This is a genomic window from Flavobacterium sp. I-STPP5a (assembly GCF_009764685.1).
Lineage (GTDB): Bacteria > Bacteroidota > Bacteroidia > Flavobacteriales > Flavobacteriaceae > Flavobacterium.
This window is the reverse complement of the sequence record NZ_VHLM01000022.1, coordinates 1-21,292: the sequence shown is the minus strand read 5'-3', so window position 1 is coordinate 21,292 and position 21,292 is coordinate 1. Positions and strand designations below refer to the sequence as shown.

General features: G+C 34.9%; 15 protein-coding genes. 9 read left to right on the top strand and 6 right to left on the bottom strand.

Annotated features, from left to right (window positions below; translation table 11 throughout):
* Positions 1-178: 178 nt before the first annotated feature.
* Positions 179-490 carry a transposase gene (locus FJV36_RS05480; protein ID WP_158727651.1) on the bottom strand — a complete coding sequence of 104 codons (312 nt, stop codon included), beginning with the start codon at positions 488-490 and terminating at the stop codon, positions 179-181.
* A gap of 604 nt (positions 491-1,094) precedes the next feature.
* A complete protein-coding gene (gene htpG / locus FJV36_RS05475) occupies positions 1,095-2,981 on the bottom strand; it encodes a molecular chaperone HtpG (RefSeq protein ID WP_158727652.1) in 1,887 nt (628 codons plus the stop codon).
* A 180-nt stretch (positions 2,982-3,161) separates the two neighbouring features.
* Between htpG and FJV36_RS05470 the strand changes: the two genes are divergently transcribed.
* The 3 genes from FJV36_RS05470 to FJV36_RS05460 all read left to right on the top strand — a co-directional run bounded on the left by FJV36_RS05470 (position 3,162) and on the right by FJV36_RS05460 (position 5,398).
* Entirely contained in the window at positions 3,162-3,638 is a 477-nt protein-coding gene (locus FJV36_RS05470; protein ID WP_158727653.1) for a lipocalin family protein, read from the top strand.
* A gap of 13 nt (positions 3,639-3,651) precedes the next feature.
* Complete coding sequence (locus FJV36_RS05465; protein WP_158727654.1) at positions 3,652-4,347, top strand: OmpA family protein; 696 nt, start codon at positions 3,652-3,654, stop codon at positions 4,345-4,347.
* A 103-nt stretch (positions 4,348-4,450) separates the two neighbouring features.
* Positions 4,451-5,398 (top strand): ABC transporter ATP-binding protein, encoded by a 948-nt coding sequence (locus FJV36_RS05460; protein WP_158727732.1) that lies wholly within the window; start codon positions 4,451-4,453, stop codon positions 5,396-5,398.
* 100 nt (positions 5,399-5,498) lie between these two features.
* Here FJV36_RS05460 and FJV36_RS05455 read toward each other — a convergent pair whose 3' ends face one another.
* Positions 5,499-7,910 (bottom strand): S9 family peptidase, encoded by a 2,412-nt coding sequence (locus FJV36_RS05455; protein WP_158727655.1) that lies wholly within the window; start codon positions 7,908-7,910, stop codon positions 5,499-5,501.
* 273 nt (positions 7,911-8,183) lie between these two features.
* Between FJV36_RS05455 and FJV36_RS05450 the strand changes: the two genes are divergently transcribed.
* Together FJV36_RS05450 and FJV36_RS05445 are read left to right on the top strand one after the other, a co-directional pair.
* Entirely contained in the window at positions 8,184-9,191 is a 1,008-nt protein-coding gene (locus FJV36_RS05450) for a 3-oxoacyl-ACP synthase III family protein (RefSeq protein ID WP_086454068.1), read from the top strand.
* A 132-nt stretch (positions 9,192-9,323) separates the two neighbouring features.
* Entirely contained in the window at positions 9,324-10,319 is a 996-nt protein-coding gene (locus tag FJV36_RS05445) for an isoaspartyl peptidase/L-asparaginase family protein (protein WP_199250849.1), read from the top strand.
* A 203-nt stretch (positions 10,320-10,522) separates the two neighbouring features.
* Here the strand turns inward: FJV36_RS05445 and FJV36_RS05440 are convergent, their stop codons facing one another.
* Positions 10,523-12,931 carry a TonB-dependent receptor domain-containing protein gene (locus FJV36_RS05440; protein ID WP_158727656.1) on the bottom strand — a complete coding sequence of 803 codons (2,409 nt, stop codon included), beginning with the start codon at positions 12,929-12,931 and terminating at the stop codon, positions 10,523-10,525.
* Positions 12,932-13,225: 294 nt separating this feature from the next.
* Between FJV36_RS05440 and argS the strand changes: the two genes are divergently transcribed.
* Complete coding sequence (gene argS / locus FJV36_RS05435) at positions 13,226-15,004, top strand: arginine--tRNA ligase (RefSeq protein ID WP_158727657.1); 1,779 nt, start codon at positions 13,226-13,228, stop codon at positions 15,002-15,004.
* 126 nt (positions 15,005-15,130) lie between these two features.
* Here argS and FJV36_RS05430 read toward each other — a convergent pair whose 3' ends face one another.
* Positions 15,131-16,045 (bottom strand): DUF6607 family protein, encoded by a 915-nt coding sequence (locus FJV36_RS05430; RefSeq protein WP_199250850.1) that lies wholly within the window; start codon positions 16,043-16,045, stop codon positions 15,131-15,133.
* Between the two features lie 115 nt (positions 16,046-16,160).
* Between FJV36_RS05430 and FJV36_RS05425 the strand changes: the two genes are divergently transcribed.
* The 3 genes from FJV36_RS05425 (at position 16,161) to FJV36_RS05415 (ending at position 20,374) form a co-directional block, all read left to right on the top strand.
* Entirely contained in the window at positions 16,161-18,272 is a 2,112-nt protein-coding gene (locus FJV36_RS05425) for a TonB-dependent siderophore receptor (RefSeq protein WP_158980894.1), read from the top strand.
* Between the two features lie 16 nt (positions 18,273-18,288).
* The gene (locus FJV36_RS05420; protein ID WP_158980892.1) at positions 18,289-19,392 is read left to right on the top strand and encodes an HmuY family protein; all 1,104 of its coding nucleotides are present in this window, start codon (positions 18,289-18,291) and stop codon (positions 19,390-19,392) included.
* Positions 19,393-19,486: 94 nt separating this feature from the next.
* Positions 19,487-20,374: a hypothetical protein gene (locus FJV36_RS05415; protein WP_158980890.1), complete on the top strand. Its 888-nt coding sequence runs from the start codon at positions 19,487-19,489 to the stop codon at positions 20,372-20,374.
* Here FJV36_RS05415 and FJV36_RS05410 read toward each other — a convergent pair.
* Positions 20,341-21,243, bottom strand: a complete 903-nt coding sequence (locus FJV36_RS05410; RefSeq protein ID WP_158728025.1) for an IS1595 family transposase — start codon at positions 21,241-21,243, stop codon at positions 20,341-20,343. The two genes, FJV36_RS05415 and FJV36_RS05410, sit on opposite strands and share 34 nt — an antisense overlap.
* Positions 21,244-21,292 lie beyond the last annotated feature (49 nt).

The following is a 21,292-nucleotide window of genomic DNA, read 5'->3' as shown; positions in this document are numbered from 1 at the left end:
ATCGATTTAATAACCGCGTCTTGACTTACATATCCTTTAGATTTATTAAAAGTAAATTCACTAGGTTTAATACCTTTTTTATTTGAGCTTGGTCTTCGGTAATAACTACTTTGAACCATTCCTACTATAGTAATAATTTTGGTTTTACTAATCTTATGTTTACTATAAATACTATCTACTAAATCTTTCTTGGATCGGATGTCCCAAACTTTTTTTTTAAAAGTTCACGCCCAATTTCTAATTCGATTTCCTTGTTAGCTAATAATTTGCGTAGAATTCTGTTTTCTTCCTCAGCTTGCTTTAGCTCTTTACTACTAGTGTCATAAGTTACTTTTAAACCAGCTTCTCCCTGCTTCTCGTGTTTCTTCTTCCAGCTATACAAAGTGCCAGTGCTAACGCTGTATTTACGGCACGTTTCAACAACTCCTAATTCTTCTGAAAAGGATAGGATTTCTAGCTTTTCTTCTAAACTCCATTTCTTGTATTTCATATATCAAATGTACTATTTGAAATTTAAAATATCACTCCGAACTATTAAGGGGCTAAAATACCTGGTATCGCAAGAAATCTATCATTTCCGTCTAAAATATTTTGGGCAATTTCTGAAAGGAAAATTGAATGTTCTTTAAAATTAGTATCTCTGTCTTTAATCATTTTTATAGATTGAAAATATTGGTAGAATAGTTTTTATGAAGTTGATTTTTTCGTATTTGCTGAGAGCTTGCTGCTAACTTACAAATTGGTGACACAAACCTTCCAAACCCCACCAATCTAGCGGAATTAAAAAAAAGTTCATCTCACCATATTCACTTCTCAAATATATTAAAATAATCTTACAAATTGTGTTTAAAAAAAACGACTTTATAAATATTATCCGTCTCAAATAGCCCCGATAGCAGCGGAAATCCTTTGCGGTGGCGGTAGCCAAAAGCAAAGATTGTAGCGTATAGCGGGAGTACACGCCTGCTGAAAACGGTTGATCTGCTCCAAAAAAAAAGCCGCCCCAATTGGGACAGCTTTAATTATGTAAGATTCCGAAGCAAGTTCGGAATAAGCGATTCACGGCATTTTATTTCATAAAATGAGTTCTCTGCTTATTTAATCAGCTCGAAACTTCTTTTTACAAATGCGGTTAAGGCTTCGCCTTTTAGCAAGTTTTGAGATAGTTTGGCTAAGTCTAGCGCTTGTTTTACTAGGCTTTCTTGAGCGTCTTTGTCTTTGTTGTTTAGGATGCTGCTGGCTAATTCAGAGTTAGTGTTTACTACTAAATTGTACATCTCTGGCATGTTGCCCATTCCGAACATTCCACCGCCACCGCTTTGGCTCATTTCTTTCATACGGCGCATGAATTCTGGCTGCGTGATTATAAATGGTGCTGAGTTGCTGTCTAGCGCTTCTAGTTGTACGCTGTACGTTTGTTTTGGTACGATGGTTTCTAGAACGGTTTTTAGGCTGGTTTGTTCTTCATCTGAAAGTTTAGAAATGGTAGTTTCGTCTTTCTTGATTAAGTTGTCAATATGATCCGAGTCTACACGTACAAAAGTCAGGTTGCTGTTGTCGCCTTCAATTTTCTGGATTAAGTGCGAGATAATTGGAGAGTCTAGCAACAATACTTCGTATCCTTTGTCTTTGGCTGTTGCAATATAAGAGTGTTGCGCATCTTTGTTTCCTGCGTATAAGATTACCAGTTTACCATCCTTATCGGTTTGTGTGGCAGCTAGTTTTTCTTTTAATTCCTCAAGCGTGTGGAATTTACCATCCACGGTTGGGTAAAGTACAAAGGCACCTGCTTTTTCATAAAACTTGTCTTCGGATAACATTCCGTATTCCAAAACAATTTTAATGTCGTTCCATTTTTGTTCAAAATCTTCACGGTTTTCTGTGAACAATGATTTTAATTTATCGGCAACTTTACGCGTGATGTAATTAGAGATTTTTTTAACGGCAGCATCAGCTTGCAATCCTGAACGAGACACGTTCAACGGAATGTCTGGCGAGTCTACCACACCTTTTAACATCATTAAAAATTCAGGTACAATTCCTTCTACGTTATCGGTAACATACACTTGGTTTTGGTACAACTGAATTTTGTCTTTCTGGATTTGCAAATCAGATCCTAGTTTTGGGAAATACAAAATACCAGTTAAGTTGAACGGGTAATCTACATTTAAATGAATGTGGAATAACGGTTCGTCAAACTGCATTGGGTACAACTCGTGGTAGAAGGTTTTGTAATCCTCAGCAGCCAATTCTGTTGGTTGTTTGGTCCAAGCTGGATTTGGGTTGTTGATGATGTTGTCTACAGTGATGGTTTCGGCAACGGCATCTTCTGGAGCATCTTCTGGCTTAGGAAGTGTTTGTGTTTTAGTTCCAAATTTAATTGGAATAGGCATGAATTTGTTGTACTTGTTCAACAAATCTTTGATTTTGGCATCTTCTAAAAATTCTAAAGAATCCTCAGCAACGTGCAAAATAATTTCAGTACCACGTGTGGTTTTATCAGCTGGTTCTAAAGTGAATTCTGGGCTACCATCACAAGTCCAGTGTGCAGCAGGCTCGTCTTTGAATGATTTAGTGATGATTTCTACTTTCTCTGCTACCATAAAAGCAGAGTAAAAACCAAGACCAAAATGTCCGATAATTCCAGAATCTTTAGCGGAGTCTTTGTACTTGTCTAAGAACTCTTCGGCTCCTGAAAAAGCAACTTGATTGATGTATTTTTCAACCTCATCAGCAGTCATTCCTAAACCTTGATCGATGATGTGGATTTTCTTTCCTTCTTTGTCAATTTTTACCTCGATCATTGGGTTGCCATATTCTACTTTGGCTTCGCCAATGCTGATCAGATGCTTTAATTTTAAGGTGGCATCGGTACCGTTCGAAATTAATTCTCTCAAGAAAATTTCGTGGTCGCTGTATAAAAATTTCTTGATTAAGGGAAAGATGTTTTCTACTGAAACATTAATTTTACCTGTTGTCATATTTTTTAAATTTTAAAATTAAATTGTTACCAATCAAGCTTTCAAATAGAATACCAATTGTAGAAGAGGTGACAAAATGGCGTAGGCGTTAATTATGATATAAAATATTGAAATTTTGAAACAAATTTGGTATAATTCGTAATACCTTTGTGTAAGTATTAATTCATTAAAACTTTGAAAATGAAAAAAATTATTTTAGTGTGCGCCTTAGCCGTTTTGATGTTTGCTTGCAAGTCAACATCAGCTACTAGTACAAAGACTGATAGAAAATCGCAAGTTGCCATCAAAGGAGACTGGGTTATTAGTGCAGTAACGTATCCAGGATCTCAATATGTAAAAGTAAATAGCTTTCAATTAGCTGACTCAGAATGTTTTGTAGGGAGTACTTGGAAATTTATTTCGAACAATAACAAAGGAAGTATGGCTTTGACGAAAGCGAATTGTGTAGCCTTTAGTTCACCAATTACTTGGTTTGTAAACGATCAAGGTCAGTTTGTTTTAAAAGTTTTAGACGCTGGCGAAAAAGCAAGAAAAGTAAGAAATGGATATATTTTAACAGTTGCAAATCAATCTGAGACATCTTTTCAATTGATTGATAAAATTGATGTAGCAGGAAAAATGACCGATGTAGTATATCAGTTTCAAAAAACTAACTAAAAAATAAGATAATATGAAAAAGATTTCAGTAGTTGCAATAGCAACAATAATGGTTTTAGGTTCTATTTTTACAAGCTGTGAAGCAGTAAAAAATACAAATAGTACACAGCGAGGAGCAGGAATAGGTGCTGTTGCAGGTGCTGTACTCGGAGGTGTTCTTGGGAATAATCTTGGTAAAGGCGGTAAAGGCGCTATGGGTGCTGTACTAGGAGGTGTTATTGGTGGTGTTGCAGGTGGTGCTATCGGTAACAAGATGGACAAACAAGCACGTCAAATTGATGCTGCACTTCCAGGAGCTGAGGTAGTACGTGTAGGAGAAGGAATCAAATTAGTATTAAATGAAAATGCAGTTCGTTTTGATACAAACAAATCTACTTTGACTGCTGCTGCAAAAACTAATCTAAATAAATTAGTTCCTGTTTTTGGAGAATATCCAGACACTAACATTACTATTTATGGCTACACAGATAGTACAGGTCCAGCGGATTATAACTTGAAACTTTCAGGGGATAGAGCGGCATCTGTGCGTAATTACTTGTCAAGCAAAGGAGTTTCGCCATCACGTTTTCAAGTAACAGGTTTGGGTATTGCTGATCCTATAGCTTCTAATGAAACTAATGAAGGTAGAAGCCAAAACCGTCGTGTAGAGTTTGCTATTACGGCTAACGAAAAAATGATCAAAGATGCTGAAGCTGAAGTGAAAAAATAAGCTTAAAGTACTTTAAAAATAAGAGCTGTTTCTTTCTAGAAGCAGCTTTTTTTGTGCTTAAAATTGATTTAAAGATTGTAAATTTGCACTTTAATTTTTGATGATGCTAGAAATAAAAAATATACACTTTTCTTATAGTGATAAACCTGTAATAACAGATATTAACTTTACTATTGAGAAAGGGCAAAACATTGCTATTATTGGGGAAAGTGGTTGCGGAAAAAGCACCTTACTCAAACTCATTTATGGCTTACTGGATCTCAATACTGGATCAATTAGTTACAACGAAAAACCAATATTAGGACCTAAATACAACTTGATTGCTGGTGTTGATTATATTAAATACTTAGCTCAAGATTTTGATCTAATGCCATACACTACCGTAGAGGAAAATGTGGGTAAGTTTTTGTCTAGCGCTTTTTTGCCTCTAAAAAAACTCCGAATTCAAGAGCTACTCGAAATGGTAGAAATGACGGAATTTGCCAAAGTAAAAGCCAAAGATTTAAGTGGTGGACAGCAACAAAGGGTAGCCTTAGCCAAAGCTTTGGCCCTCGAGCCAGAAATTTTATTACTAGACGAGCCCTTCAGTCATATTGATAACTTTAGAAAAAATGCTTTAAGACGCAATTTGTTTGCCTATTTAAAGAAGAAAGGAATCACCTGCATCATAGCCACACATGATAGTGTGGATTCCTTATCATTTGCTGATGAAACTATTGTGTTGCAGCAAGGACAAGTAGTCATCAAAGGCCCATCAAGAGCCTTGTATGAACTTCCGGCAAATAAATATGTAGCGTCTCTTTTTGGTGAAGTCAATGAGTTTATGCTGTCACAAATTATAGATGTTGACCCGGCTGATGACGAATATTTATTGTTATATCCGCATCAATTAATAGTAGTAGACAATGCAAAAATGACAGCGGTTGTCAAGCAATGTTATTTTAGAGGGAGTCATTTTTTAGTTAAAGCCGCTTTTGATCGAAGAGCCATTTTCTTTGAGCATGACACGGAGTTAGACTTTAATCAAGAGGTCAACTTGATGTTAGCGTAAAGCTAGATTTTTTTTCCTTTTGATATAAAAAACAATCCCCGAAACCAGATTTGATTTCGGGGATTTTTGTGTTTAAAAACTGGGCTTGATCAAGCTGCGTTTAGTTTTTCAAATATTTTTCTAAAAACTGATCTTGTTCCCATAACAGGTGCAAAATATTTTCTTTGGCTGCATAACCATGACTTTCTTTTGGTAAAATCACCATTCGTGCTGGAGCTCCAAGTCCCTTCAGTGCTTGAAAGTAGCGTTCGGTTTGCAAGGTAAACGTTCCCGGATTGTTATCGGCTTCACCGTGCACCAATAACATAGGTGTTTTCATTTTTCCAGCATTCATAAAAGGAGACATGGCTGTGTACACTTCTGGACTTTCCCAGTAGTTGCGTTGCTCACTTTGAAAACCAAACGGAGTTAAAGTTCTATTATAAGCACCACTGCGTGCAATTCCACACGCAAAAAGATTAGAATGTGTTAGTAAATTAGCTGTCATAAAGGCTCCGTACGAGTGTCCACCCACAGCTACTTTTTTACGGTTAATGTATCCTAGAGCATCAACTGCATTAATAGCAGCCTCAGCATTATCAACAAGTTGTGTAATAAAATTGTCATTTGGTTCTGTAGTTCCTTCACCAATGATTGGGAAAGCAGCATCATCCAGGACCACATAACCTTTGGTTACCCAGTACACAAACGAACCGTAATTTGGAAATGTGAATTCATTTGGGTTTTGCGTGCTTTGACCTGCTGAATTTTTGTCTTTGTACTCTGCTGGATACGCCCAAATTAACAATGGCATTTTTTCTTTTTTAACTTTGTCATATCCTACAGGTAAATATAAGGTTCCAGATAATTGAACTCCATCTTTACGAGTGTATTTAATCACTTCTTTACTCACGTTTTTAATACTTTCAAAAGGATTTTGGAAAGTGGTGATAGGTGTTAATTTGTTTTTTTGTTTGATGTTTCTCAAGTAATAGTTTGGATATTCGTTTTTAGACTGAATTTGGACCAAAACCGTACCTTCTTTTAAGTTTTCAATTTCAAGAATATCTTCTTTTTTGTCCGTGTACGATGAGGTGTATAGTCTCTTAGTTTGCAATGTTTTTAAATCCATTTCACTAATAAAAGGGAATTGTCCATTTTTTGTAAAACCAGCACCTATTAAAAAAGTTTTGTTGTTTTCTATAGCCAGTACATATCTGTTGAATTCATTTTTACGTGTTTCAAAATTTCCAGGATCTGCATAGACATCTTGCGAATTTCGGTCAAAAATTACTTTAGGTGCTTGTTCAGGAGCTGCAGGATTGATGAGGTATGTTTTAGTATTACGAGTGTCGTACCATTCATCCATAAGTACCGCAACATTTTCAGTACCCCACATGATGCCACTAAAACGTTGTGGTGTTTTTACAAGCGTTGTCGCAGGAGTGGTAAAAGGTGCGTTCCACAGCAGGACTTCATCTCTAAAATCAACTTTATTGGCTGGGTCACCACCATCAAGTGCTTCTACATAAACTAGCGTGGCAGGTTTATCTGCTCTCCAGCTCATGTTGCGTTTTCCTTTTCTCACAGCCATAAAACCTTTCGGGATAATTTCAGTCAACGGAACTTCGTTTACTGTTTTTACCTCGTTTCCGTCCTTGTCATACACCACTGATTTTGATGGAAAACGACTTAATGGAACAATGTAAGAAAACGGTTTTTGAATGGTTGTTAGCATCAAGTAATTCCCATCAGGCGAGAAACTCTCACCCGCGTACATAGCTGCTTTTTTAAATAGAGTAGCTGTGCCATCAAGAGTTATTTTGTATAATTCTGATGTCATTATATTTTCAAAATTGATCTCATCATTGGCGTTTTTCAACATGTCAGGATAGGTTCTGTTTTGAGATTTAGATCCGTCAGCGTTAGAGATAATTGGTCCTGTAGGCAAATCTTTTTTAGAATCTAGTAAGGCTGCTCTATTTTTAGGGAGCATTTTTACAAGAAGTGTATTGTTATCTTTCATCCATATAAACGGACTTCCAATATTAGCGTTTAAGTTTGCCTCGGTTACTTTTTTGGCTGTAGCCAATGCCACGTCAATAGTCCATAACTCAACACCGGTTGTGGCAGTATGCGTAAATGCAATTTTTGAATCATTAGGTGACCAAGAAATATTACTGATACGTGGGTTTTGAGGAAGACCAGCAACTTGCACTTCATTTTGATCCTTAACTTTTCTAATTTTTAAGTTGTTCACATAGGTAACCGTACTTGAAATGTTTGTAGTAGGATTGATGCGTAAACCTCCTAGTCTAAGTTCGTCTTGATTCAAATCGTCAAGGGATTTATAGGTATTTCGATACGATAATAAAAGGTATTCTTTTTTAGTATCCATTGACACAGATGGAGCTCTTTCATAATCAGCAAGAGTCAAGATAGAAGGAGACGGTTTTTGGTACTTTACGTTTTCCTGTGCAAAAGTTTGTAAACTCATGCCAAGGAAAAGGAGTAAGGACATTTTTAATTTCATAATTTTAATGATTTTAAATTAGCTACAATAGTATCTATTTTTAGTCTGCTTAACTGTTTTGTTGTTACATTTGTTGTGTTAAACTTTATAAAAAACTTCTTTTTTTTCATAGCTACTGTCATTTTTTATTTCATTTATGACAATTGAGTTATCGGTTTACAAGGCCTCAAAATCCTTAAAACTTGTAATTTGCTAAAAAAGTGGTATTTTAGCACCCTGAATTTTAGAGTTAGTTCTAAATTTGCAATCTGATTTTAATAAAACAACAATAATATGTATCATTCAAAAATAGCAGGATTGGGTTATTATGTACCTGAAAACGTGGTTACAAATGACGATTTATCCAAAATCATGGATACCAACGATGAATGGATTCAAGAGCGTACCGGTATTGAGGAGAGACGCCACATTATAAAAGGTGAGGACACAACCACATCAATGGGGGTTAAAGCAGCTGAAATAGCAATTGAACGTGCTGGTGTTGCTAAGGAAGATATTGACTTTGTAGTTTTTGCAACATTAAGTCCTGATTATTATTTTCCTGGCCCAGGTGTTCTTGTACAGCGTGATTTAGGATTAAAAACAGTTGGTGCTCTTGATGTTCGTAATCAATGCTCTGGTTTTATATATGCTTTATCTGTTGCAGATCAATATATTAAAACGGGAATGTATAAAAACATTTTGGTAATTGGTTCAGAGGTACATTCAACAGGATTAGACATGACTACGCGTGGTCGTGGCGTTTCGGTAATTTTTGGAGACGGAGCTGGTGCCGCTGTATTAAGTAGAGAAGAGGATGAAACCAAAGGTATTTTGTCTACACACTTACATTCAGAAGGGCAACATGCTGAGGAATTAGTCGTGAAAGCTCCAGGAATGGGTGGTCGTTGGGTGACTGATATTTTGGCAGATAATGATCCAGATGATGAAAGTTATTTCCCTTACATGAACGGACAATTTGTATTTAAAAATGCTGTAGTTCGTTTTAGCGAAGTGATTAATGAAGGATTGCAAGCGAATAACTTGCAAGTTTCTGATATTGATATGTTGATTCCTCATCAAGCAAATTTGAGAATCTCTCAATTCATTCAAAAGAAATTTGACCTGTCTGATGACCAAGTGTATAACAACATTCAAAAATACGGAAATACAACCGCAGCTTCTATTCCAATTGCTTTAACTGAAGCTTGGGAAAAAGGAAAAATAAAATCAGGTGATACCGTTGTTTTAGCGGCTTTTGGTAGTGGTTTTACGTGGGCTAGTGCAATTATCAAATGGTAAACGAAACCCAAGATTAATGTGGGTAATCAAAAATAAGATAAAGAAGTCTGTGCAATTTGTACAGACTTTTTTTTTGGAAAATAAAAGCTATTTTTATGCACCAGTTATTTCAACTACTAAACCTATTTAATTATGGCAAACCGCAGAAATTTTTTAAAAACAACAGCTCTTGCCTCAGCAGCTTTTGCTTTGCAAGCATTCAAAGGCAATGCGAAAACAGAAAATAGTATTGAACCCAAGAAAATCAACAAACCAATTGTACTTTCAACTTGGAATTTCGGTATGCAAGCGAATGTGGCTGCTTGGGAGGTTTTAAAAAATAATGGGAAAGCGCTGGATGCTGTTGAGGCTGGCGTGAAAATTCCCGAAGCTGATCCAAAAGAGCGAAGCGTAGGTTATGGCGGAAGACCAGATCGCGATGGCCGAGTTACTCTGGATGCTTGTATCATGGATGAAAATGCTAATATTGGATCTGTGGCGTGTTTAGAGTTTATAAAGCATCCCATTTCTGTGGCACGTGCAGTAATGGAAAAAACGCCTCACGTAATGCTCGTTGGAGATGGAGCGCTTCAATTTGCTGTTTCGCAAGGGTTTGTCAAAGAAAATTTATTAGTAGCTGACTCAGAACGGGAGTGGAAAGAATGGCTTAAAACCAATGATTACAAACCTATTGCTAATATTGAAAATCATGATACCATTGGCATGATTGCACTAGATGCCAATGGAGATTTATCCGGGGCTTGCACTACAAGTGGCATGGCGTTTAAAATGCATGGCCGTTTAGGAGATTCGCCTATCATAGGCGCAGGTCTATACGTAGATAACGAAATTGGCGCTGCCACTGCTACAGGTCATGGGGAAGAAGTAATACGAATTACAGGTTGTCACTTGGTGGTAGAACTCATGCGACAAGGGAAGTCTCCACAAAAAGCATGTGAAGAGGCAGTCATGCGTATTGTAAATTTGACCCAAAAAAGAAATAAAAATCTAAAAGATATTCAAGTTGGATTTATAGCCTTGAACAAAAAAGGGGAGTATGGATCGTATTGTATTCAAGGTGGTTTTAATTATGCGGTACATGATGCAACAGGAAATCACTTGATTGATGCGTCCTATTTTTTGAAATAATAAACCTTAATGAAAATAAAAAATTCGGAGTGGCATACTCCGAATTTTTTGGGGAACAAACTATTAAAACTAACTTTTTAGTATTTGAAAAGCATTTTTGAATTCAAAAACAAATTAGACAATTGAGTTGATAAAACAAGTAACTGACTCATATTGTTTTTATATACTATCAAAAATTAAAATTTTGTAACATTATTTTTTTTCTAGAACAGACCTCCGCCTTGTTTGGTATTGTCTTCTCTTTGTTTGCGCTGCAGGTTTTTAGTTTTACCTCCGCCAAAAGCATAATTGAAACCTACAAATACGGATTGACTTTCCCATCTAAATTGACCTCTTTGTGGATAAGGATTTTCACCCTCAAAACCTGCTTTCATGGTGTTGAAAATATCATTGAAACGGATGCTTAATGTAGCCTTGTCTTTCAAGAAAGAGTAGCGTCCACCAGCATCAATTTTGTACATTTCTTTGTTGTTAAATTGAACACCATCAACTCCAGATCTATAAAAACCAAATAATAGAAAACGTAGGCTTTTACTAGCTTTAAAATTACTATTAAAACGAGCATTAAATGCTGCTGCGGCAACTTCTTTGGTAACCAAATCGAATGAATTTGTAGCAGTGTTTATTTGAGATACAAGTCCTTTCTGGTTGATGTTTGAATAATCTATTGCAGGTTGAATATCCCACCAACTATTAATTTTATAATTCATAGAAACTTCAAATCCATAGGCGGTGTTGTTGTCAAAGTTGTCAAAACTTAAAATTTGTTGGTCTTGATTTTGAGGATCTGGATAAATGATTCGGTTGATTTCGTTTTGAATACTTCTTACAAACAATCCGGTAGTTAAAGATCCCTTTGAAAGTGTCTTCGTGTAATTAAATTCTATTGAGTTTGTAAATTGTGGGTCCAATTCCGGATTTCCTATAGAGGTTAATCTAGGCGAACTAAATTCTCTCAGGGGTTTTGTTTGATCTATTCCAGGTCTGTCTACACGTCTGCTAAAACTAATTTGGAATTGGTTTTTTTCAGATGGTGAGTACGTCATAGACGCTGATGGATACACTGTGAAGTAATCATCTTTGTAAGCAACGGTGCCGTTTAGCATTGCTTTTACATGATAGCTTTCAAAACGTGCACCCAATTGGTAACCAATTTTCTTGAATTTTTGTCCATAGGTTGCATAAGCCGAATAAATGTCTAAATCATACGTGTATTTTGAATTTGTCAAAGCAGCGTTGTTAGTAGCATAATCGTTATCGGTGCGTAAATTTCTGCTTTCTGCACCAAGCTCTAATTTTGTTTTTTCGTCAAGCGGATTTGTGTAATCAAGATTTACTATGGTGTTAATTCTTTTTTCGCCAAGGGAATCATCATAAGCGCTGCTTGGTATGCTAGGATTGGTATAGGTGTTGCGAAAACGTGCTATTTGATCTTCAGAGAAAATACTGTGATTTACTTCTAAGTCAAGTGTTTCTCCTTCTTTGCTTGTTAGATGTTTGAACGCTACGTTATACGTTCCATCTGTGTTGTCAGTGAGGTATTTTGAATTTAGAAGTATATTTTGAGAAGGGTTAGGATTAACGACATTAATATCAATTATACCATCACTCTTAAAAATATTTTGGTTGGTATAACCAGACACGGTGTTTTTATCATTGATATAATAATCCATTCCAAATTTTACAAGGTGTGACTTATTATCATTTTCGACATCAAAAATTTGATTGGAATTATCATCTAATCGTAATATCATACCTTCATTAAATCGGATGCCAAAATTATTTCCATAAGTCGAGAAAAAATTCACTTTTCCTGTTCTGTAGTTCATGTTCAGAGTGTTGGAAATCTTTGGAGTTTGGGCAAATGTTAATCCAGAATTGATGCTGGCATTCAGACCGTTGTTGGTATTTTTATGTAAAACAATGTTAATAATCCCAGACATTCCCTCAGGATTGTATTTTGCACTTGGGTTTGTAATCAGTTCAATTTTTTTGATAGAGGCTGATGGGATTTGTTTTAATAATTGCGAAGCCTCAATGTTGCTGGGTCTGCCGTCAACTAAAACACGTACATTTTCATTTCCTCTCAAGGAAATTTTACCATCTTGATCTACATTTACAGAGGGGATGTTACTCATAATCTCTGATGCTGTGGCTCCTGCGGTAGTAAGGTCTTTACCCACATTAATCACTTTTCGATCTATTTTTTGTTCAATGGTTGAGCGTTCTGCTATAATTTCTACTCCTTTAAGTTGTATAGCGTCTTCTTCTAGAATTATGGTATTGAGATTGGCCGATTTTTGATCTACAGAAAGTACAACTGGTTTAGAAACAGTTTTATATCCCATAAATTGAATTTCAACGGTATACTTTTTTAGAGGTAAATTTTTAATGCTAAAAAGTCCTTTATCTGAGGTAATTTCGCCGGTTAGCACTTTACCGTCTTCTTTTACAACTACGTTTACATATCCAAGCGGTTCATTAGTTTGCTTGTCGATTATTTTTCCGGTGATTAGTCCAGAGTTTTCAAGTGGCGAGGTTTTACTTGAAGTTTGCGCTTGCACAGTAAACAGCGTTACCATAAAGCAGATAATTGATAGTTTCAATTTCATGATTAATTTGATTTGATTGATTTGATTGTTGAGGCAAATGTATTCTTTTAAACAATACTATGTTAAGCCTAATACTGTTTTATGTATTATTTAACATTTAATTAATAGTTGAGAACACAGTAACCTTAATAATAGACTGTTTTGAAGTATAATTGTTACATTAATTTCAATGTAATTTTGATTTGTTTTGTATTTTTAATGTATCGGTCTGATTGTGAGTTGTAAATTATGTGAGTATCCCATTTTCAATTTCCTTGATTATGACTATATTTGCTTTCTCAAAAAAAATATAAAATGACTTTACCACAAGTTCTTACACCCGCAATAGAAAACGCAATAAAAACCTTGTTTGACGTGACCATTGAAAAGGTGGAGTTTCAAACCACTCGTAAAGAGTTTGAGGGAGATATTACCATGGTTATTTTTCCATTGTTGAAACTAGTAAAGAGTAATCCTGTAGAATTAGGAAATAAAATTGGAAATTATTTAGTCGAAAACGTAGCTGAAGTAAGTCGTTTCAATGTAGTTTCGGGTTTCTTGAATATTGTAATTGCCGATCAATATTACTTAAATCTATTTGCAGGAATAAAAGACAATGGCACTTATGGTTTTGTGACGCCTTCGGCAAATGATAAAGCTGTTATGGTCGAGTATTCCTCTCCAAATACCAACAAACCTTTGCATTTAGGACACGTTCGTAACAATTTGTTAGGATATGCAGTAGCTGAAATCATCAAAGCTTCGGGTAAAAAAGTATATAAAACTCAAATCATTAATGATAGAGGAATTCATATTTGTAAGTCCATGTTGGCTTGGCAAAAATTTGGTGCCAATCAAACTCCGGAGACTTCAGGCTTAAAAGGAGACAAGTTAGTTGGTAACTTTTATGTAGCATTTGATAAGGCCTACAAAGAGGAAATTAATAAACTAATGCAAGAAGGGAAAACAGAGGAAGAAGCTAAAAAACAAGCTCCGATTATTCTTGAAGCCCAAGAAATGCTCCAAAAATGGGAAGCTGGTGATGCTGAAGTGAAAGCTTTGTGGGCCAAAATGAACCAATGGGTATATGATGGTTTTGCTATTACCTACAAGAATTTAGGAGTCGATTTTGATCGTTATTACTATGAGAGTGATACCTATTTACTAGGGAAAGATGTTGTCCAAATTGGGTTAGAAAAAGGAATTTTCGAAAAAGATCCTGACGGCTCTGTTTGGATTGACTTAACTGACGAAGGTCTTGATCGTAAAATTGTGTTGCGTTCAGATGGTACGGCTGTGTATATGACTCAGGATATTGGTACGGCAATTCAACGTGTGAAAGACATGCAAGATGTTGGCGGAATGGTATATACAGTAGGGAATGAGCAAGATTACCATTTTAAAGTGTTGTTTTTGATTCTAAAAAAATTAGGTTTTGATTGGGCAAAAAACTTATACCACTTGTCATACGGAATGGTAGATTTACCATCAGGAAAGATGAAATCTCGTGAAGGTACTGTAGTTGATGCCGATGATTTAATGCAAGAAATGACCGCTACGGCTCAAAAAATAGCAGAGGATTTAGGAAAATTAGAAGCGTATTCCCCCGAAGAAAAAGCGAATTTATATAGCACCATCGGTTTAGGAGCATTGAAATACTATATTTTGAAAGTAGATCCTAAGAAACGAATCCTTTTTAATCCAGAAGAGTCTGTTGATTTTGCTGGAAATACGGGACCGTTTATTCAATATACCTATGCACGTATTCAATCTATAATTCGAAAAGCAAATTTTGATTACTCAAATAATGCACAAATAGATATTTTACATGAAAAAGAGAAAGAATTGGTCAAACAATTGGAGCTTTTTCCTGAAGTAATTCAAAATGCAGCCCAGCATCACAGTCCGGCGCTTTTGGCAAATTTCACTTATGATTTAGTTCGCGAGTACAATTCGTTTTACCAAGCCGTTCCTATTTTAGGGGAAGAGGATTTAGAAAAGAAAAAATTCAGAGTACAACTGTCTAAAAAAGTAGCCGAGGTTATTGCGGCATCATTTAAGTTACTGGGAATTAATGTTCCTGACAGAATGTAAATTTAAAACTTTAGATCAAAAAAATTCCGAATCAGTTAAGATTCGGAATTTTTTTTTGGGCGAAAGCCAATTTTTAAATAGTTTTTGCAAACCTAAATGTATTGTAAACGATGCATTATATTTTTTTTAAGATTTAATTACAAAGGAATCTATGACAGCATCAATTTCTGCTTGACTTGCAGTAGGTTTTAGATCAAATAGAAGAGAAAAAAGAGACTTCTTTTCTACTTTTTTGTGCAAATTGATGTCTTTTTTTGAGGCATAAACGCTATTCCATTTATTTCTAATTTTGAGCCAGATGTCCTCGTTTTTCTTCCACCAGTTTTGGGCCACTTTACAGTTAGCATCAGGAACTTTAGTATAGACATCAAAACCTTTTTCTTGAGCCAATAAAATGTCTTTTTGATTTAAATTCCGAATCAATTTGTCGTTATCTTGTTCATGAACCCAGCCCGTAGCCGTTATTTCATGTATGTTTCTTCTTTTTAATACATTGTAGTCATCTCTTTTTGTATGCTCTCTTCTTGGTAAAGGAGCGTCAGTGGTATTTTTCCAATAGTGACTTCCATCAACATGAACCCAACTGGATGAGCCTTCGTATCTAGGACTGTCGTCTACCTGATATACTTTTTGTGTCCATTGTCCTTTTACATTATTTGCAGGTGTTGCGCTGTATTTCCAAGTTAAATCTTTTTGAAAGTTAAGAAAATCTGTGTTTTCAAATAACCAGTCTTGTCTCCAGTGTTTAACAATGTCATTTTCATTAGAACCTACTATTAACAAATGTTGCATGCTTATTTTATTAGATGAGTCTTCAATAAGCTGAACCCATTCTAAAGCTTTTTCATGTTTTGTTTCAGAAGGTTTATAGGTTAATGAATCTTTCGGATAATTAAAAGTCTCAGCAAAGTTGAATTGAACTTCATAGCAACCACACATAGACTTGATTGCTGCGATGTCATTTTGTCTAGCATCTGTTTGACTGTTGCTTAATAAGCTTGTAGTTAATGCAATGGAGGTAATGAAAACTTTTGATCTCATATAAATACTTTTTAAGGATTAAATAATTTCGACAAAAATACTATATTTATTTAGAATAAATAAAAATAATATCTACATTTGCTGAAAATTATTAAGAATGTTGTTGAACAAAATAATGAAAACTAAAATTACCCTTATTGTTGCACTCTTTTTTTGTTGTATTTCTTTTGCTCAAAAAAAAGACACTATCGTTGCAAACAAACTTTCTGAGGTTGTGGTTACGGGGCAGTTTAGACCTCAATCTATAAAAAAGTCGGTTTTCAATGTAAGGTTAATTTCAAGTCAGGATATTCAGAATTTAGCAGCGAATAATTTATCGGATGTATTGAATCAGTATTTAAATATTACCGTTAAACCAAGCGGAAACGATGGTCGATCTACCGTTTCAATGTTTGGATTAGATGCTCAGTATTTTAAAATATTAGTAGACAATGTGCCTTTGGTAAATGAGGCAGGTTTGGGAAACAATACTGATTTGTCGCAAATTAATTTGAATGATATTGAACAAATCGAAATTATTGAAGGTTCAATGGGAGTTACCCATGGTGCAAACGCAGTAAGTGGTGTCTTGAATATCATTACAAAAACATCTTCAAAATACAAATGGGGGATTTGGGCAACGCTGCAAGAAGAAACTGTTGGCGATGAATATTCGCTTTTTGATAAAGGGCGTCACATCCAAGCTTTGAAGGTTTCTCATAATTTTAATAAAAATTGGTTTGTCTCTATTGGAGTAAATCGTAATGATTTCCAAGGTTATTTAGACAATAGAAAAGGGAAGGATTATAGTGAAAATGACAGTTTTCGAGGCTATACTTGGTTGCCTAAAGAACAATTAAATACAACGGGATTAGTGTCTTATAAAAAAAAAGATTTCAGTTTTTTTTATAAATTCGAACATTTAGACGAAGATGTAGTTTATTATAACCGTGCCGTTCAATCGGGCTATAATACTATTTTGGGATCGTATCGCTATGCAAATGACAAGCTATATTTAACCAATAGATATTTTCATCATTTGAATTCGGCAGGAAAATTATTCTCACAACTCAATTATAATATTTCTGTTTCACATCAAAAGCAAGAGCGTGATGTGGAAGATTTTAGATATTTTTTGAGTACCCAAAATGAAAGTAATAACATCAAAATTAAAGACCAATCGATGGAAGTACTTTATTCTACAGCAACAGTGAGTGATTTTTTTCCTGACAGCAAAGTTGACTTACAATTAGGGTATGAATTTGTGAATAATCTTGGTTTTTCATTGGTTCAAGAAGCCAATACTATTTTTGTTCCTATTACAAAACGCATTGAGAATTATGACTTTTTTATTTCCACAGAGATAAAAGCCACTGAACGATTTTCTATACGAACAGGAATTCGTTTTTCAAATCAATCCATGTTCAATAATCAATACGCTTCTTCTTTGGGGTTGCGTTATCTGTTTGATAAAGGTGTTGAAGTCCGAGGTTCTTTGGGGAAATCTTTTAGAACACCCACTTTTCAAGAGTTGTATTCTAAGTTGATTTTTGATGGACACTTTTTTGTAGGGAATCAAAACCTTATTCCAGAAACCAGTACTTCGTATGAAATGAGTATAAAAAAACAAACTCTTTGTGCTTCTGGGGTGCAATTTTCGAATATGTTAACGGGGAGTTTATTAGATGTAAATGATAGAATAGATATGGCGCTTATTGGTTTTAATAAAGATACCGGAAGTCCGGAATACCAATACATTAATATCAGTAAGTATAAGATGTGGAATGTTTCTTCAGTTAATCAATTCAAGAAAAATAATTTGACTGTCAATTTAGGAGCTTCGATAATAGGCGTTTCACAGAAAATTGAAAATCAGATTTTCACTTCGGATGATAAATTTCTGTATTCTTTTAATTTGAATAGTAGTGTTTCGTATGTTATTCCAAGATGGGAAACCATTTTTTCGGCTTATTACAAATACAACGGAAAATCACAACAATTTATAGAAACCACATCAGCGTATGTTATCTCAGAAGTTGATGCTAGCAATTGGCTAGATGTTTCTGTCAGGAAAAATTTATTCAATGATAAACTCGAAGCCACAATTGGCGCAAGAAACTTATTTGATGTAAAAAATGTCAATCAAACAAGAACTAATGAAGGCGCTGGTCACGCAAGCTCTGCTGAAGTATTGCTGGCTTATGGGCGTTCTTATTTCGTAAAATTAACATATAACCTTAATCTTTAATTTAAAATCAATTACAATGAAAAAAGCATTTTTATTTTTGTCTTTTACGCTTTTTACACTTGCATCATGTTCAAATGATGATAATAATACCCCAGTTGAAATTGCTTCTGTCGGAGCTGTTTTGCAGCCATCGGTTGGTGGAGCAAACCAGCCTAATCAAGTGTATCTTGATTTAAGTTCAGGAAAATCAGAGTCGGTAAACAGAGCTTCTTGGGATTTCGGATTTTCTACTGGTTCAGATTTTAGAGTAGTAATCAATGGGTCTCTAAAAATGGCAGTAAAGAAATTAGGAACTTCGGATATTACTTTGGTTCAAACGAGTGATGCTACTGTTACAGCTGTTGGTGGGGCAAATCTTTCAAGCAATGGATATGTTGACAATCCAACAGGAGTTTTAGCGGGTGCTGGATCAGGAATCGGAACTGCAATTGCCGAGGTTTCGGCTACTGATGCTGACAACAAAGTGTATTTAGTAAATCTAGGATTTGCTGTTTCTACAACTGCGCCAAATGTGGGATCTGCTAGCCTTGATGGAGAGGCTAGAGGTTGGAAAAAAGTTAGATTTTTAAGAAGCGGAACTGGATACAAAATTCAATATGCAGATTTGGCATCTACAACTTTTACAGAAAGAACAATCACTAAAGATACTGAATTCAATTTCTCATTTTTTCGTTTAGCAACAGGGAATACCGTTTCAGTAGAGCCTCAAAAAACAAAATGGGACTTAAATTTCACCGCTTTTACTAATTATATGCCATCTAAGGATGCTCAGGATAAGCCGATTGAAGTAACTTATGGATATGCTGATTTTATTGTTTCGAATATGAAAGGAGGAACACTGGTATATCAAGTTTTGGTTGCAGATGGAGGGTCTTATGCAGACTTCACAAAAGCAAAAGTTGTTGAAGCTAATTTTTCAGTTTCGGCTACGGATCAAAGAGTTATTGGTGCTAGTTGGAGAGCTGGTGGCGGACCTGGTACTTTGCCAAGTGTTAAAACAGATCGTTTTTATGTGGTGAAAGATGCTGCTGGAAATTATTATAAGGTTAAATTCCTTGCCATGACGAATGATGCAGGTGTCAGAGGGAATGTAACATTGGAATATGCTCTATTAAAATAAAACATATTAGTAACCTCGATTTTTGTCGAGGTTACTTTTAGTTATAACATTAAAAAAAATATAAAAATGATAAAAAAAAATATTTCAGGTTTTTTTGCTTATTTCAATACTAATTGCAATTCCAACCTATGGACAAACAGTATCGATTTCAAATTTAAGATATACAAATGGAGCTCTCATACCTAATGGGTCAGCTATTGAGATATATGAAGGAGGATCTAAGTCAGTAACTTTTGATTTAAAAATTGATAACCCTCAAGCACTATCAATTAGAGGCTACTTATACGTTATGAGTAAGAAATCATCGTCAGAAAGTAGTTCACTACAATATTTAGACGTTAATTTCAATAATAATAAATTAAGTACTTGGTATAGTAAGGAATTTACTATTTCGTTAAATGCTTCTAATTTTAATGCTACTGGTGGAAGGTTATATGGTCAGTCTAGTGTTACTTCAAGTAGTGGTGGCGTAATTATGGGGAATATTATTCCCGTAAAAGTTATTCCTGCTCCTGTTATACAAAACAACACAATTACCTTAAATGGATCTACAATTTATGGTATTATTCCTACTGGAGGTATAGGCATTTACACGTATAGATGGTTGATTCACGCAGTGGAAGGTGAAGCACCTGGAATTGCAGTAGAAACTACAAAAGATTATATTGTTCCTGCAAGTTTATATTATTGGACTACAATAAATAACGTATACATTGAAAGGGAAGTTTGGTCAGGTAGCAAGACTTTAATTAGCAACTATATTCTATTATCTCCATTAGTAACGAGGTCTGCTTTAACAACTGAATCTTTAACTAAAACAGATTTTAAAATCTATCCAAATCCAACATCAGAATCAATAAACTTTGAATCTAATTTTCTAGAAAACAAAGGAATAAAAATAATTTTCAATTCCAAAAACTGGGAGATAAAAAAACTATTTCGAGTTACTTACTTAATGACTACGATTTGCTTCCAACCCTGATGCGGATGTGAGACTAATCGTTTGAATATATTATCAAAAATAGAATCTTTGTAAATTGACCTGTTCAGTCGATAAAAATATTCATCTAAATATTTTTGGAGATGTTCCTTTTTGACGTGTGATTGAATCGTTCTTATTGCAGTTTTTACCTGATGAATAATAGTGTGCATTTCTTTGAAGTTTTTCCCAGGAACGCTTTTTTCTTGGACGATGTTATAGCTCTTTGCTATTATTTTGTAAGCTGTCCATTGGTCTGTTTTAATATTCGCATCTTTACTTATATGCTCGTCAAATAATGGTTTTATTGACTTTGCAGAATAATCATCAATAACATTTGCATAACCTCTTTTTATCTTTCCTTCATCTGTCAGCTCAACAGCACAAGCAACTTTTGCCTTTTTGCTATCGTAACTTCTACCTTGTTTTCCTGTTTCTTTTCCGCCAACTACAAATTCATCAACTTGTACATTTCCTGTCATTGGATACTGTTTTGAGGACTTCATCGCAAGTCTTACTTTTTGCATAAACAACCAAGAAGTCTTTTGAGTTATTCCATAGCGTTTTGCCGCTTGAGTTGAGGATATTGATTTGGTTGTACAAGTCATTTCAAAGGCAATACAAAATGCTTTTTGAATTCCAAATTTAACTCTATGAAAAAGAGTTCCTGCCGTTGCACTCTCTTTATATCTACATTTGGTACACTCTCTTTTATTGTGTTTTTCAAAATAAACATACTTCGTATTCTCGCAACGTTTACATCTATAGCCGTCTTTCCACTTCTCATTGGCTATAAATTCACGGCAACTTTGGTCGTCTGGGAATGTCTTTATGAACTCTAAAATATTCTCCCCCTGAAATATACTTTCCATATCCTTGTATTTACTATAAATATAAGTGTTTTTTAAGTAAGTAACTCTA

Bases quoted from the DNA above. Each gene is read 5' to 3' on its own strand.
- FJV36_RS05465 (WP_158727654.1), top strand. From the start codon at position 3,652: ATGAAAAAGATTTCAGTAGTTGCAATAGCAACAATAATGGTTTTAGGT.
- FJV36_RS05480 (WP_158727651.1), bottom strand. From the start codon at position 490: ATGAAATACAAGAAATGGAGTTTAGAAGAAAAGCTAGAAATCCTATCC.
- argS (WP_158727657.1), top strand. From the start codon at position 13,226: ATGACTTTACCACAAGTTCTTACACCCGCAATAGAAAACGCAATAAAA.
- FJV36_RS05450 (WP_086454068.1), top strand. From the start codon at position 8,184: ATGTATCATTCAAAAATAGCAGGATTGGGTTATTATGTACCTGAAAAC.
- FJV36_RS05455 (WP_158727655.1), bottom strand. From the start codon at position 7,910: ATGAAATTAAAAATGTCCTTACTCCTTTTCCTTGGCATGAGTTTACAA.
- FJV36_RS05445 (WP_199250849.1), top strand. From the start codon at position 9,324: ATGGCAAACCGCAGAAATTTTTTAAAAACAACAGCTCTTGCCTCAGCA.
- FJV36_RS05410 (WP_158728025.1), bottom strand. From the start codon at position 21,243: ATGGAAAGTATATTTCAGGGGGAGAATATTTTAGAGTTCATAAAGACA.
- FJV36_RS05470 (WP_158727653.1), top strand. From the start codon at position 3,162: ATGAAAAAAATTATTTTAGTGTGCGCCTTAGCCGTTTTGATGTTTGCT.
- FJV36_RS05440 (WP_158727656.1), bottom strand. From the start codon at position 12,931: ATGAAATTGAAACTATCAATTATCTGCTTTATGGTAACGCTGTTTACT.
- FJV36_RS05460 (WP_158727732.1), top strand. From the start codon at position 4,451: ATGCTAGAAATAAAAAATATACACTTTTCTTATAGTGATAAACCTGTA.
- htpG (WP_158727652.1), bottom strand. From the start codon at position 2,981: ATGACAACAGGTAAAATTAATGTTTCAGTAGAAAACATCTTTCCCTTA.
- FJV36_RS05425 (WP_158980894.1), top strand. From the start codon at position 16,161: ATGAAAACTAAAATTACCCTTATTGTTGCACTCTTTTTTTGTTGTATT.
- FJV36_RS05420 (WP_158980892.1), top strand. From the start codon at position 18,289: ATGAAAAAAGCATTTTTATTTTTGTCTTTTACGCTTTTTACACTTGCA.
- FJV36_RS05430 (WP_199250850.1), bottom strand. From the start codon at position 16,045: ATGAGATCAAAAGTTTTCATTACCTCCATTGCATTAACTACAAGCTTA.